The following is a 13637-nucleotide window of genomic DNA, read 5'->3' as shown; positions in this document are numbered from 1 at the left end:
TCCTTCGATGTTTTGGCGTTTGCCCGTTCATCTATTTAGATGCGGCGAGGATTTCGCTTTGTTGGAATTTTGTCGGAAAATTTGAAAAAAGAATTCCGGCCACAATGGAAACGATCAGCAGGGTCAACCACACCGTAAACCAGGGAGACAGGGACGGCTCTGCGGGCGGGATGCTGCTGATGCCAAAATCGCCGCCAGGCTCCTGGGCAGGTGTACGGAAATACTGGGCTGCCTGGTACAGAAGACCAACCGCAGAAACGATTGCCACGCTGACCAGAGCGGTGAGGGTCCGCCGCAGGCTTTGCATAGCCTTTACCTTGATGCTGCTTATCAATCAGCAAGCGGTCAAACCAAAGTCTTGTATAGGCGGGCTCCAGGATCATTCCGTACATGGTAAAACCGATCATGGTGTCGTTGTCATAGATGCACATGGGATGCTACGCCGCCAGTTGATCCGCCTCTTTCATACAGTCCGCAACACTTTCGATAAAACCTGTCTGGTGTGGAAACACCTTCAACTTCTCAATAGCCCTGCGATTTTTGCTGGTAACAGGTATTAGAGACAGATTACTCATGCTCACCTCTATGTTCCTGTTTTTCTGTGTTCTGCGGCTCTGCCAAGCAAACCAACGCAGTTACCACTTGATGATTTCGGATCTCGGTGACCCGGATCACCAGACCGAAAGTCTCCACCTCAATGGTGGATCCATCCTCCGGAATGGTGGCCATGGCCCCAAAGATCAGTCCGTTAAAGGTATCGAAGTCGTCAAAGGGCAGCGTGACACCAAGTGTTTGGGCAACCTCCTCCAGAGGCGCCTCTCCACGGATCTTCCAGGTGCCAGAGTCCACAGCCTCGATCAGGGGAAGGGCGTTTCGGCATACATCCTCCTCGCCCAGATCTCCCACCAGCTGCTCCACAAGATCGTTGATGGTAACAATGCCCGTCATGCCGCCGTATTCGTCCAGCACCACCGCCAAAGGATGGCAGCCGCCCTTCATGTTACGGAACAGCACATCCGCCTTGACGCTGTCCGGTACCAAATAGGGAGTCTCCACCGCCTGTTCCAGTACGGTCTCACGGCTCCGGTCCGTCAGGCGGAAGTAATCTTTTGCATTGAGGATACCCACCACATCGTCCGCGGATTCTCCGCACACAGGATACCGGGTGTGGCGGCTGTTGTGGATGGTGGCGGCCCACTCCTCCATGCTCTCCTCCAGCCACAGAATGGTCAGGTCGGTTCGGTGGGTGGCAATCTCCCCGGCGGTCAAGTCGTCAAACTCAAAGACGTTTTGGATGAATTGCTTTTCTTCGTGGTCAATGGTGCCTTTCTGGGTACCCACATCCACCATCATGCGGATCTCCTCCTCGCTGACGGTCTCCTCCTCGGCATTGGGGTCGATGCCAAGCAGGCGGAGGACGGCATTGGTAGAAGCGGTCAGGAACCACACGATGGGGGCAAACAGCTTGGCGATGGCGGAGATCAGGCCGGAGATTCCCAGCGCCAGAGACTCTGCCTTACGCATGGCCACCCGTTTGGGAACCAACTCACCAAAGATCAGGGTAAAGTAGGACAAAACCAGCGTGATGATGACCACGGCGATGGCGTCCAGGGTAGCAGCGGGAATGCCCACACCCAGGCTTACCAGCCAATTGACCAGGCCGTCTGAAAAGTTTTCCGCCGCAAAGGCGCTGCCCAGGAAGCCGGACAGAGTGATGGCCACCTGGATGGTGGCGAGAAAGCGGGCCGGTTGGCTGGTCAGACGAGCCAGACGCACGGCCCGTTTGTCTCCCTCCGCCGCCATTCGGGCCAGCTTGGCGTCATTGATAGAAATTACTGCAATCTCCGCACTGGCAAAGACTGCGTTGAGCAGGATCAGAAACACCTGCAGTAAAATCATAAATAAGATAGAATTTTCCATTGTAAGGACCTCCTCAAATCATAACAATTACAGAAAAAGCGCAAAAGACACGACCTGTCACATTATTCGCGAAAGTACAGGCCATGTCTCATTCGATTCTGTTCATAATTGTACGAGGGAGGCTTGGCGGGGGCGTTACTGTCACCGTCATCCATAAGTTGAAGACCTTCTCCTTTCATTGTAATGTTCCATATCTTATCAGAAAATCTTCGGTTCGTCAACTTGTGAAGTGACTATTATACATATAGATTCTGTTCAGATCATGTCCCTGTCCCGAGTCATGTGGCAGTACATATTTCTTTCTTTTGATCCGTCATGTAAAACCGGACGAAAGGCCGAAGATAGATCGAATTATGGTTTCTGTTTATGATTTTACTTAGTAAACACTATAAATACAATCCGTATCTCGATGACCGCCCATTTTCTCCCAATATCCATCTCTTCCAGTTTGTTCATGAGAAGAGTGTAAAAAATGCAAAGAAGAGAACAGCCGGAAATCCTCAGGGATTTCCGGCGTAGTTCATGTATTTCTTTTAAACCTCACGTCCGCCTTGTATGTTAGAAAACGCCAGCAACTCTGCACCGGACCCATGCCAAGCTCCAAAATGGTTTCATCGCCTCTTATTCATCCAGCTGTGCACAGGCAATTTCATACTCCTGCTGGCAGGGAAGCACTTTCTTTTCCTTTTTCGGGAATGAAGCATCGAAGGCGAGGATATCCGCTTCCTCCGCCTCCAGCGCCTCGGAAAATTCAGCGTAACCATGGATTCCCTCCAGGGCATTTTCCCGGAGGGGCAGCACCAGAAGACCGGTATAGAACTTTCCGTCCGGCATAGAGATGCCGTATTTTTTCCCGCCGCAGAATCCATAGGGCGCATAGTGGTACGGATACCCCAGGGTGAGAATGGCGGAGTATCCCATTTCTTTTGCTTTTTCAATGGAATGGGTAATCAGCTGTCTGCCCAATCCCTGACGGTGATATTTGGGAGAAATAAAAACCGGCCCAAAGCTGATCGTCGGAAATTCTTCCTCTGGTGTTACGACTTTGGAATGGGTATAGAAAATGGCTCCCTCCACGGTGCCGTCCACCTCAATGACAAAGGCAAGCTCCTTAATAAAATCAGGGTGCGACCGCATTTTGTGAACCACATAATGCTCCACAGCGCCGGGGAAATAGAGGTTCCAGAAGGCTTCCCGGGCCACCTCCTCTGTTCTGCGATAGTCCTTTGCTTCTTCCTTGCGAACCACGATATTCATGATGTGATACCTCCTTATTTCCGTTTCCGATGTTCCTTGGCAAAGGGTCTGGCATTCTTCATGCCGCCCGAATCTTTTTGTACATAGTATAAAAGTAAGCCGTCAGAGCTCTAAAGGCACTTCACAATTCCCTCCATCTCATAGCCACACGGACCAGTCCCCATAGTCAAATGTACCGCTGCCATGATGGAGCTGTCCATTTGCCTTTAGTTCTCGAAAAGCCTTTCGCATACGAGCTAAGATCTCTGGTTGTATATCTAAAGAGTGGTGTGCCGGGAAAACTCTTTTTGCAGGAAGTGCGGATACTGTTTCAAGTGATTTCAAATAAGCCTTCGGATCGGTAGAGGGAAACCATGCTGTCAGCGTGTCCTTATAGACTAAATCACCGGTAAACAGATAGCCTGTGTTTGCTTCCCAAAAGCACATATGTCCCGGTGCGTGGCCGGGTGTGTGAATGACTGCAACCATTCTTCCTCCTAAGTCAATATGTTCACCACCATGCAATATTTTGGTCGGTTTTCCCTGAAAAAACTTATATTCGTTGATTTGAAAATCAGTTGGTAATTCACAGCGGTCAACCACATATTCCTTAATCGTTTCTAACGGCTGAGGGAAGCTGCCGTTCAGCCAATCCAATTCTGCTTCATGTGCATAAAAATCAGGATAGTATTTATGACCGCCTATGTGATCCCAATGGATATGGGTTGCAATAGCTGTAACAGGCTTATCTGTCAACTCTGAAATCACTTCAGAAATATTACAAATTCCGAGTCCTGTGTCAATTAACAAACTGCGTTTGGTACCATTCAGCAGATAACAGTGTGTTTCTTCCCAATGACGGTATTCGCTAATAACATACGTATCCTTATCTATTTCGTTAATCGTAAACCAATCATTCATTGTTGCTCACTTCCAATACACATTTACTTTTGATTTTACCGCAAGAGTATACATAAATCAATCTGGCAATATCAAAACCGCTATACTTCTCCGAAAGAGATGGATGCATACTTCTGATTTTGTTTAATAACAAGGGAGTTGCCCAGCCGGTACCGGCACAGTCCAAAGCCTGTTTCAGATCGCTCCAAAATGGTCTCCGGGATCTGTTTGAGATACTTCCGTCCAAAGCTGGTGGTGCCGAAGTACGCGTCAAAGTTAGCCACCGGCAGCACCACCCAGTCGGAATCCTCCGGCTTGTTGGCAAGGTAGTAGGACACCAGAGTTGTGACCATCTCCACAGGAACCCCCTTGGGCGTGAGGCTGCGAAGTTGCTCTACCAATGCGGGTGGAAGTATCGGTTCCTCCGTCCGGAGTGGCCCAAGCTCCAAAGCCTGGGCCAGAAAGCTGTCAAACCGCAATCCCCACTGTCCCTTGGTGGTGGGAGCAAACAGAGGGATCTGCATCTGGATCACCTTGTCCCGCCAGGCCCGGTCAAAGCCTTTCTCAATGGCAGCACACTTCTTCTGGGCGCTGCTGGATACCCGTTCGGGATTTTCCCGCACAAAATCCACCACTTGATGCACAAGTATGTTGGCGGCTATGCTCCTTTCGGATACAGAATGCACCCGACAAAGAGGAATGCTCTGGCAATCGACCCTGACTCCGCTAAGATTGTCCAGCGTATCTTCGAGGCGGCTGTGGCCGGTAGCAATACCTCTGCGATTGCTCAAATGCTGAATGACGAGGACATCCCGACGCCCGGACAGTATTTCCAATCCAAATACGGAGACACGAAAAAATTCAACTACATGAGCAAGAAAATCAGTTGGGATGTGGCTATGGTGCTGCGCGTCCTGAAAAATCAGGTCTACACCGGCGCTCTGGTCAGTCACAGACGGAAAAGCTGCGGCGTTGGCAGCAGAAAAACAGTTCCGCAGGAACCTATCATTGTCGAGGGAACGCACGAAGCGATCATCAGTAAGGAAACCTTTCTGCTTGCTCAGCGTGTCATTCGCAGAGGCAATCACGAACCCCGTAAGGTATCCAATTATCCTCTGCGTGGTCTTGTCTGCTGCGGCAACTGCAAGCGCACGATGACAAGACGCAAGCTAAAAGATGGGAGCGTATTTTATACTTGCCATCACTCTAACCATGACAGGGATACAGAATGCCGTGTTGGAGAAAAGTACAGCGAGAGCCGTCTGGAAGATATTGTTTACAATGCTATTGGCGATTTCTTGGCCTTTACAGAAAAACAGGCTGTTCAGAACAGAGAAGTTGGAGACATCCGCAAAACCGCAATAAAGGACTGCGCTGCAAAACTAAAAGCCTTGCAGACACAGACGGATCAGCTCAAAAATGGAAAGCTGAGGCTTTATGAAAAATACACCTCCGGCAGCATTTCAAAAGCTGAATATCTCAAACAGAAGACGGCCTTTGACGAGAAGCTGGCCGAGAATGCGGAGGCAATCCAAAAAGCACATGAGCGAATGCAGGAACTCGACTCTGAGTGTTCCTGTTCCGATGAGCGAGTAAATCAGTTCTGTGAACAGTACCGTAATCAGACCGCACTTACCTTTGAACTGACACACGCTTTTATTAAGGCTATCTATGTCCACGATGCTGATAACATCGAAATTCTCTGGAAGTTCAGAGACATCTATGAAGATACGGAGGGAAAGAAATGAATGTGGCGGTTTATCTGCGTGTAGCTTCGGAAGAACAGATCAGCCGTGGCGAAGCCAAAGGTCAATAGGGATGAAGCAAGCCGTTCACGGGTGGTTGTCCACCTATGAACGGCTTGTAAAATCTCAAAATTTTTTTAGTTCCTACTTGACACAAGAAGATCTCAGCCGCCTGGGACGGGAATACCTTCAGGTGGGACAGTACACGGAGATCTACTTCCCGGAGAAAGGCGTCCGCTTTATCGCAGTGAACGACGGCGTGGATTCCCTGGTGGAGAGCAGCAACGACTTCAACCCCATCCGTAACTGGGCTAACGAACTCCACGCCAAGGATACCAGCAAGAAAGTACGCGCCATCAAGAAAATGCAGGCGGAGCGAGGGGAGCGGCTGGGCGGTAAACCGCCTTATGGCTACAAGAAGAAGGACAAGGACTCCAAGGAGATCATTCCCGATGAGGAAACTGCCCCCATCGTGCGTCGGATCTTTGATCTGTGCGCGTCGGGAAAGGGGCCGAACCAGATCGCCAGAATCCTGACCCGAGAGCAGGTGCTGAATCCGACCAACCAGTACTATCAGACTACCGGAGCTGCTTGTACCAATCTGGATACCACCCGTCCCTACACCTGGTGCGGAAAAACCGTAGCCAACATTCTGGAGAACAAGGTCTATATCGGGCACACGCTTAACATGAGGAAAACAACGCTCTCCTATAAAAACAAAAAGCAGATCCAGAAACCGGAGAGCGAGCAGATCCTTGTGGAGAACACCCATGAGCCACTCATCTCAATGGAAATCTGGGAGATCGTGCAGGATGTGCGGGAGCACAAGCGGCGACCGCCCAAGCACATGGAGGAACCCAATCTGTTCTCTGGATTGGTCTACTGTGCTGACTGTGGCAAATACATGGTGCTCTGCCGGACTGAGAAGATGCGGGAGGATCAGTACTATTTCCGGTGCTCTACTTACAGCAAGCGAGGGAAAAACGCCTGCTCACCTCATCAGATCCGTGAGGCGGACCTGAAAGCCATTGTGCTGGATGACCTGCGCAGGGTCACGCACTTCGCACGGATGAAGGAGCGGCAGTTTGCCCAGTACATCAACCAGAGGAACACCGCAGAACTGCGCCGGGAGATCAACCGTCTGCAGAAGGATCTGGATTCCATGCATCGGAGGTACGATGAGTTGTCCGCACTGTTCAAGCGTCTCTACGAAGACAATGTTCTGGGGCGAGTGAGCGATGAACAGTTCCGCATGCTGTCCGCAGACTACAACGCCGAGCAAAAAAATCTGTCTGTCGCCATTCCAGCCAAGGAGGAACAGTTGGAGAAACTGAAAGCCTCAGCCGCCAATGTGGACGCCTTCATTGAGAAAGCCAAACGGTACACTACCATCGACGAACTGACGCCGGAGCTGCTGCGGCTCTTCATCCAGCGGATCGAGGTGGGAGAGCGGAGCCAAAAGTATTCCCGCTCTGCGGGACAGAGCGTCAGGATCGTATACAGGGACATCGGCAGAGTGGACAGCCCTATGCAGGAGGGAGAGCACATACCGTATATCACAAAGCAGATCACAGATATTGAAGAAATCAAGCGATTGCTGGCATAAAACACACAGGCGGACAGCTTCCGCTGTCCGCCTGTGTGCCTGACAATTCAGTGGGTTCAAAAAGTGTACCTGTGGGAACTATCAGAAAGGATGTCCTTTTATTTTGGTGCACGAGGCGGGACTTGAACCCGCACGTGCGTAATGCACACTAGAACCTGAATCTAGCGAGTCTGCCAATTCCACCACTCGTGCATATCTGCGCCGTGCACCGCTCAGCGCAGGTAATATATTACCACGAGATATTCCGTCTGTCAACCTTTTTTTATTTTTTTCTTTCTGTTTTGAAAATGGGCCCTGGCGGGGAGGAAAACGGTGCGGCATCAATCGAGGTTGGCGGGCTTTTTGCGGCTCTTCCAGAGAGAAAAAGCTCCGCAGCAGAGGAGTGCGATCAGGATCAGTCCCCAGATAAAACAGGTGGTGGTGCCAAAGGCCGGAAAGCGCAGCAAAAGACCGGCTACGCCCCAGAGCGCGGCCTTACACAGCAGGAGGATCCCCTCCGCCCGCCGGGCTGATGGGGCGCTCCGCGCAAAGCGGCCGATCAGCAGGCACCCGAAAAAGAGCACGATCAACAGAATATTCAGCGCGCACTGCATGCACTGCCCGACAAAATAGCTTTCCCATTGGGAAGCGTTGAGAAATCCAATCTCCAAAAGGTGCCTGTACTCCGGAAATTCCCGCACATTCAGGAACAGACACAGGAGTTGGATTACTCCGGCCAGGAAAAGCAGCCATTTTTGATATGGATGTTTCCAATAGGAGAATTCCTTCGGCTCCTTCATGGTACCCCTCCTATTTTTCGCTCCGCAGTTTGGTGTTCACTGTATGATCGCAAGGACCTGAGCGGCCCAGCGCTCCGGTTCAGGAACCTGATAAATGTGGGTTTCTCCGTCAAAAAATAGTTCAAAGGTACCGTACCAATAGGTAAAAGACAGTATTGTGCCGGAGCCGGTGCTTCCGTCAGGAAATGCAATGTCCTCAAAGAGAACATCGACCGTCCATTGAAAATCATCCTCTTCGGTCCGATGGATCCTCGTACCCCTGGGCAGAAGATCCTTGAGACTGCGGCAATAGCTCTGGCCATAGAACAGATTCCAAAGCCGTTCAAATTCTGCACTGTCCTTTGTGATCGTGAATCTGGATTGCTCCGGCTGCATTCCAATTTCATAATACCCCTGGATCTGTGTGCACTGCTCAAGTTTTAACATGGGATAAAGTGCCGGGAGCGTCACGGGTCTTGTGTACCAGGCGTAGGCACTCAGCAGGAATAAGACGAGTAACGCGGTGAGTGCGAATGAAAGCTTCTTTTTGCTTGGCTTTTTCATCTCAGATACCTCCCCGCACCTGGGACGCACACTTCACGACTCTTTCTTTCATTTTACCATGACCAAATTCATTTGGAAAGGAGGAGCAGTGTTGGGAGCGGACTGTGTTTGTTATAAAAAAGTCGGAGCAAGCGATACAAAGCTTGCTCCGACTGGAACATCACAACAATATCGATGCAGGGATTCAACCGTGCCCAATAGCAAATCGAAGCTCAGCGCAGCAGAATGAGCGCACGATGAGCTGAACCATCAAAATACTATGGATGCTGGTCCGGACTGGATGTATCTATTTCGCGGACCTCCTCCAAAGCCGCGCGGACCGCAGCGATCACAAAGGCAGAAAACGTGCAATTTTTATTCTGAATTGCCTTTTCCACTCCTTCCACCACATCGCTTGGGAAGCGGATTGTTTTGTTGATCGTAGGCGGCGTGGATGGTATCTGAAATCTGCCCATGGATGTTTCCTCGCAATACATTTGTATTACGATTAGTCTATATCACTATTTCTCGAAAGTATGCATTGCATTTGCAATGCAACTCTGATATGATGGAACAGAGGTGATGTCAATGGCAGAACTTTGTCTGGATTGTTGGAATAAGCTTACAGACTCTGAATACAGTCCCAAGTGCTTCCTTTTCTCCGAAGAACCTGATCTTTGTGAGGAGTGCGGAGAATGGAAAACGGTTATCATTCGCTTCAAAAGACGATACCTTGTGGCGGAATGGTTACACGAGAGATTCAATGGCTTTTCGGATAAACAGAAGAGTGTATAAATGAAAATCGACAAGCCCCTTTAGGGGCTTGTCGATTTTTGAAATATTGCAACAGTATAGATGCCGCAGCGTTCAGGTTTGCACCCGAAACCAAATCGCAGCCCAGCGCAGCGGGTTCGATTTGGAAGCAAAGAGCAGCAGAATGAGCGCGCGATGAGCTTTGCAATGAAATGAAAAAGCTCGTCGCAAGCGATATGTCGCTTGCGACGAGCTGGTGCCGGTAGTCGGACTCGAACCGACACGATGTCGCCACCAACGGATTTTGAGTCCGTCACGTCTACCAATTCCATCATACCGGCGGATCAATTTTATATTATACAGGAAACCATATCGTTTGACAAGAGAAAATTTGCGTCAGAGCAGAAGAAGGGCGGTTGGAAGAGGAGTAAAATTACAATTAGGCATACCATTCGACCGGAAACTATGCTACAATATTCTGTACTGAATGACGGTCCGGCATGTAAAATGGGGGAAATGCAGATTTCTCCGGCCGTGGCTTGGATTTTTACGTGAGAGGTCACGCACTATGAAAGAACACAAGATCAGGAGGCGGTGCCTCCTGCCTGCGGCGCTGTGTCTGCTGCTGGCAGGGTGCGCCCAGCAGTCAGACGATAACCTGTACCGTCTGCCGGAGCTTCCCCGGGAGTTCAAGAACCTGACCAGCGAGATCAACGAGGTGCTCAGTCAGGGGGCGGAGTACTGCGCACCGCTGGGCGGGGAAAATATTCAGAATATCCAGCTTCAGGATATGGATGGAGACGGCGTGGTGGATTCCGCCATTGCCTTTTTTCGTATGACGGGCGAGGAGAGCCAGCCCAAGATCTATATCTACCGCCAGATGGGGGAGACCTATGAGCTGGAGGCCGTCATCGAGGGCCCGGGGACCGGGATCAATTACATCGACTATGTCAATCTGGATGACTCGCCGGATAAAGAGGTAGTGGTGAGCTGGCAGCTGAGCGATCAGCTCCATTTCCTCTCGGCCTACTCGGTGTCCAGCGAACAGGTGGTGGAGCTGCTGCGGACCGACTACACCGCTTTCAAGCTCTACGACATGGACCGGGATGACAATGAGGAGGTCCTCAGCCTCAACACCAAGCCGGAGGGAGGCAGCGAGGTAGAGCTGTATGATTTCCGGGATGGCCTGATGGAGCCGGATTCCGCCGCGCCGCTGTCCAAAAATATCGGTGCGGTACAGGATGAGGGCATGCGCAAGGGCTATCTGCGGGATGCCGTCCCAGCCCTTTTTGTGACCAGCGAGCTGTCCAACGGGATCAACGAGACCAGCAGCGGACAGGTCACCGATATTCTGGTCTGGGAACAGAAGGACCCGAATGCGCGCAAGCAGCTGCGCAATATCACGCTCCAGCCGGAGAGCAATACCAGCGAGGGGACCCTCAATATCTACGCTGCCCTCAAGCCCACCGACATCAATCAGGACGGCATTCTGGAGCTGGCCACCTCCGCCGCGGTGGAGGAGTACCGCCCCAGCGGCAGCGCCCCGAATTTCTGGCTCAACCGTTGGAGCCAGTATGACATCAGCGGCACTCCATATTATGTGTGCACGACTTATTACAACAAGCAGGACGGATGGTACCTGATCCTGCCGGACGAGTGGGAGGGGAAGATCACCCTCTCCCGCAGCGATGCGGCGGGCGGGGGAGAGCGGGCCGTCATCTTCTCCTACTGGGATAAGGAGAGCGGCGCGGAGCCCATCCCGTTTCTGACCATCTACCGCCTTTCGGGCAGCAACCGGGTGAGCCGGGCCAGCCTGCCCGGCCGGTTCCGGCTGGGAGACAGCGGCGAGGACAATCCCACCGTGATCTATGCCGCCGAGCTGATGGACGGCTGGGATTGCGGCCTGGACGAGGCCGGCGTGCGGGAGCACTTCCGGATCATCCAGACCGACTGGGACTCCTTTGACTGAGGAAGCGCGGAAGGAAGTAAGGAGGAACAAGACATGAAAAAAGTACTGGTCCTGGAGGATGAGGCCAATATCCGCAGCTTTGTGGTCATCAACCTGAAACGGGCTGGATATGAGACCATCGAGGCGGGGACCGGCGAAGAGGCCCTGGAGCTGCTCCAGCAGAATCCGGACATCAAGGTGGCCCTGCTGGACATCATGCTCCCCGGTATCGACGGCTTTGAGGTCTGCCGCCGCATCCGGGCCAGCAACAGCCAGATCGGCATCATCATGCTGACCGCCCGGACCCAGGAGATGGACAAGGTGACGGGGCTGATGACCGGGGCGGACGACTATGTGACCAAACCCTTCTCCCCGGCGGAGCTCACCGCCCGGGTGGACGCCCTCTACCGCCGGGCTGGCGGCGTGGTGCTGGAGAACACCGATGAGATTAACCAGCCGCCCTTCCTGCTCAATACCCGCAACCGCACCCTGGAGAAAAATGGCCAGCGGGTCAAGCTGACCCAGGTGGAGTACTCCATTGTCAAGCTCTTTATGGACAACCCCGGCAAGGCCCTCTCCCGGGAGGAGATCCTGGATACGGTGTGGGGCCGGGACTATTTCGGTGAGCTGAAGATCGTGGACGTGAATATCCGCCGTCTGCGCATCAAGATCGAGGACGATCCCACGAATCCGACCTACATCAATACGGTGTGGGGGTACGGCTACAAGTGGGGCGCCTGAGGCTGCTATCTTTTATCCGGGTGGTGCATCCATGAAGAGAATGAAGGGCATTCGAAAGCGCTGGATGATGAACAGCATCAGCGCGGCCCTGCTGGTGGTATTGCTGGCGGTCACGTCCTTTTCCGTGGCCATGGTCAGCTACTATTATTCCAATCTGCGCACGGGACTTCAGAGCAAGATCACCGTGGCGGCCAATATGTTCAGCGGCTATAAGACCGAGGCCGACTATTACCAGAACGCCTCTGCCTTCGTAACGGGGCAGTTTGAGGACAGCGACCGGCTCAACTTTCAGATCCTGGACAGTGAGGGCGTGGTGCATTTCTCCAGCCTGATCCAGATCTCCGGCTACAAGCCGGATACGCCGGACATCCATGACGCCCTGAGCGGCCAGCCCATGGGGGTCTGGACCGGGGCCGACCCCAACACGGAGGAGCACATCATGGCGGTCTCCTGCCCCCTGAAGGTCAACGGAGAGGTGGTCTCGGTCATCCGGATCGTCACGTCCCTGGCCCTGGTGGACCGGCAGATCTTCATCGTGGTGGGCGTGGCCCTCACGGTGGGCCTGCTGGTGCTGGCGCTGCTCTATTTCTCGGGACTGTTTTTCGTGCGCTCCATCGTGGAGCCGGTGGTGCAGGTCACCCGGACGGCGGAGCACATTGCCGCCGGGAGCTACGGCGTGCAGATGGAAAAACAGTTTGATGACGAGGTGGGCGATCTCATCGACGCCATCAACGACATGTCCCTGAAAATCAAGCAGTCGGAGAAGATGAAAAACGAGTTCATCTCCTCGGTCTCCCACGAGCTGCGTACCCCCCTCACCGCCATCAACGGCTGGGCTGAGACCATCATGAACGGCGAGGTGCGGGACGCCCAGGACGTGAAGAAGGGCATGGGCATCATCGTCAGTGAGGCCCGGCGTCTGACCAACATGGTGGAGGAGCTGCTGGAGTTCTCCCGCATCCAGGACGGACGCTTTACGCTCTCCATCGAGCCGGTGGACATCAAGGCCGAGCTGGAGGACGCGGTCTACACCTACAAGGAGTTTTTCCGCCGGGACGGGATCGAGCTGCACCATACCGACTGTGAGGAGGAGTTCCCTCTCATGAACGTGGACTCGGAGCGGCTGCGGCAGGTGCTTTGCAACCTGCTGGACAACGCTGCCAAGCACGGCGGGAGCGGGAAGCGCATCGACACCGCCATCCGGCGGGAGGAGGACGAGGCCGTCATCACCATCCGGGACTACGGCCCGGGCATCCCGGAGGAGGAGCTGCCCCATGTGAAGACCAAGTTCTACAAGGGAAGCTCCAAGGCCCGGGGCAGCGGCATCGGTCTGGCCGTGTGTGAGGAGATCGTGGTGCGCCATCAGGGCACCCTGGAGATCGGAAATGCGGAGGGCGGCGGCTGCCTGGTGACCGTCCGACTGCCAATTGGAACGTAAGTTCGAATTGAGTCTTGCAAAAGCCGGGCTGATTTGGTAGGATAACAGA

General features: G+C 52.9%; 13 protein-coding genes and 2 tRNA genes. 5 read left to right on the top strand and 10 right to left on the bottom strand.

Features of this window, described 5'->3' with window-relative positions; genetic code table 11:
* Positions 1–35 precede the first annotated feature (35 nt).
* The 5 genes from I2C21_RS12205 to I2C21_RS12185 all read right to left on the bottom strand — a co-directional run bounded on the left by I2C21_RS12205 (position 36) and on the right by I2C21_RS12185 (position 4700).
* Complete coding sequence (locus tag I2C21_RS12205) at positions 36–431, bottom strand: hypothetical protein (RefSeq protein ID WP_195279398.1); 396 nt, start codon at positions 429–431, stop codon at positions 36–38.
* Between the two features lie 136 nt (positions 432–567).
* The gene (locus I2C21_RS12200; protein WP_195279397.1) at positions 568–1920 is read right to left on the bottom strand and encodes a hemolysin family protein; all 1353 of its coding nucleotides are present in this window, start codon (positions 1918–1920) and stop codon (positions 568–570) included.
* 621 nt (positions 1921–2541) lie between these two features.
* Positions 2542–3177: a GNAT family N-acetyltransferase gene (locus I2C21_RS12195; RefSeq protein ID WP_195279396.1), complete on the bottom strand. Its 636-nt coding sequence runs from the start codon at positions 3175–3177 to the stop codon at positions 2542–2544.
* Positions 3178–3315: 138 nt separating this feature from the next.
* Positions 3316–4077 (bottom strand): MBL fold metallo-hydrolase, encoded by a 762-nt coding sequence (locus I2C21_RS12190; RefSeq protein ID WP_195279395.1) that lies wholly within the window; start codon positions 4075–4077, stop codon positions 3316–3318.
* An 80-nt stretch (positions 4078–4157) separates the two neighbouring features.
* The gene (locus I2C21_RS12185) at positions 4158–4700 is read right to left on the bottom strand and encodes a hypothetical protein (RefSeq protein WP_195279394.1); all 543 of its coding nucleotides are present in this window, start codon (positions 4698–4700) and stop codon (positions 4158–4160) included.
* Between I2C21_RS12185 and I2C21_RS12180 the strand changes: the two genes are divergently transcribed.
* A complete protein-coding gene (locus I2C21_RS12180) occupies positions 4695–5804 on the top strand; it encodes a recombinase family protein (RefSeq protein ID WP_195279441.1) in 1110 nt (369 codons plus the stop codon). The genes I2C21_RS12185 and I2C21_RS12180 overlap by 6 nt on opposite strands.
* A gap of 145 nt (positions 5805–5949) precedes the next feature.
* The gene (locus I2C21_RS12175) at positions 5950–7407 is read left to right on the top strand and encodes a recombinase family protein (RefSeq protein ID WP_195279393.1); all 1458 of its coding nucleotides are present in this window, start codon (positions 5950–5952) and stop codon (positions 7405–7407) included.
* Positions 7408–7511: 104 nt separating this feature from the next.
* Here the strand turns inward: I2C21_RS12175 and I2C21_RS12170 are convergent.
* The 5 genes from I2C21_RS12170 to I2C21_RS12155 form a co-directional block, all read right to left on the bottom strand.
* Positions 7512–7599: transfer RNA gene (locus I2C21_RS12170), tRNA-Leu, on the bottom strand.
* Between the two features lie 128 nt (positions 7600–7727).
* Positions 7728–8186: a hypothetical protein gene (locus I2C21_RS12165; RefSeq protein ID WP_195279392.1), complete on the bottom strand. Its 459-nt coding sequence runs from the start codon at positions 8184–8186 to the stop codon at positions 7728–7730.
* A 36-nt stretch (positions 8187–8222) separates the two neighbouring features.
* Positions 8223–8729, bottom strand: a complete 507-nt coding sequence (locus I2C21_RS12160; RefSeq protein WP_195279391.1) for a hypothetical protein — start codon at positions 8727–8729, stop codon at positions 8223–8225.
* A gap of 257 nt (positions 8730–8986) precedes the next feature.
* On the bottom strand, positions 8987–9184 hold the full coding sequence (locus tag I2C21_RS17650; protein WP_286167290.1) for a YlcI/YnfO family protein: 198 nt from the start codon (positions 9182–9184) through the stop codon (positions 8987–8989).
* 531 nt (positions 9185–9715) lie between these two features.
* Positions 9716–9802: transfer RNA gene (locus I2C21_RS12155), tRNA-Leu, on the bottom strand.
* A 227-nt stretch (positions 9803–10029) separates the two neighbouring features.
* Between I2C21_RS12155 and I2C21_RS12150 the strand changes: the two genes are divergently transcribed.
* From I2C21_RS12150 to I2C21_RS12140, 3 genes are read left to right on the top strand one after another with little or no spacing between them, the layout of a single operon-like run.
* On the top strand, positions 10030–11430 hold the full coding sequence (locus I2C21_RS12150) for a hypothetical protein (RefSeq protein ID WP_195279390.1): 1401 nt from the start codon (positions 10030–10032) through the stop codon (positions 11428–11430).
* Positions 11431–11463: 33 nt separating this feature from the next.
* Positions 11464–12150 carry a response regulator transcription factor gene (locus I2C21_RS12145; RefSeq protein WP_101691230.1) on the top strand — a complete coding sequence of 229 codons (687 nt, stop codon included), beginning with the start codon at positions 11464–11466 and terminating at the stop codon, positions 12148–12150.
* 31 nt (positions 12151–12181) lie between these two features.
* A complete protein-coding gene (locus I2C21_RS12140; protein ID WP_101691231.1) occupies positions 12182–13588 on the top strand; it encodes a sensor histidine kinase in 1407 nt (468 codons plus the stop codon).
* The last annotated feature ends 49 nt before the right edge of the window (positions 13589–13637 follow it).

It is taken from the genome of Clostridium sp. J1101437_171009_A5 (assembly GCF_015547905.1).
GTDB lineage: Bacteria > Bacillota > Clostridia > Oscillospirales > Oscillospiraceae > Pseudoflavonifractor_A > Pseudoflavonifractor_A gallinarum.
The sequence above is the reverse complement of the archived record's forward strand: the minus strand, read 5'-3'. Positions and strand labels throughout refer to the sequence as shown.